The organism is Vibrio sp. YT-19(2023) (assembly GCF_033337395.1).
This window is the reverse complement of the sequence record NZ_JAWOQN010001209.1, coordinates 1-508: the sequence shown is the minus strand read 5'-3', so window position 1 is coordinate 508 and position 508 is coordinate 1. Positions and strand designations below refer to the sequence as shown.

1 protein-coding gene is annotated in these 508 nt (G+C 48.8%); it reads right to left on the bottom strand.

Going from position 1 to position 508, the window contains the following annotated elements:
- Nucleotides 1-503, bottom strand: a 503-nt coding sequence (locus R7E78_RS30885; protein ID WP_318059236.1) for a potassium transporter TrkG, incomplete at its 3' end; no start/stop codon positions are given.
- Nucleotides 504-508 lie beyond the last annotated feature (5 nt).

Below are 508 nucleotides of genomic sequence, written 5' to 3'. Positions count from 1 at the left end.
GTCTGCCAACCCATTTCTGGCACCCAACGATACGAGAGGAAAACAAAACCAATCGCCTCTGCCACCAGCGCAAATGTGACGATCTTTTTCACCAAACGACGCAGGTTGACTTGCCTTTCTTGGCCAAGAGCTTCTTTGGCTAACGCTTGCTGACGTAGACTCAAGCGCACCCCAAACATATAGAGCAACACCGCAGATAAGGTCATTTGCCCTAAGCCGCCGATCTGCATCAAACACATCAGAAGAATTTTACCCGCGAGCGTAAAATGTTGGCCGGTATCGACCACACCTAATCCAGTCACACTGATGGCTGAAGTCGCGGTAAACAACGCGTCAGTAATAGACAGACCAGAAACCGAAAAAACTGGTAGCGTAAGCAGAACAGCAGAAGGCAACAACACTCCGAGAAAGCTCAGCAATATAATGCGCGGTTCGCCACCTTTCGCTTTATCTCGTTTGCCGTCTGGGACGTAAAAAACGCCTCTCTGATGAAATTGCGTCATAATGA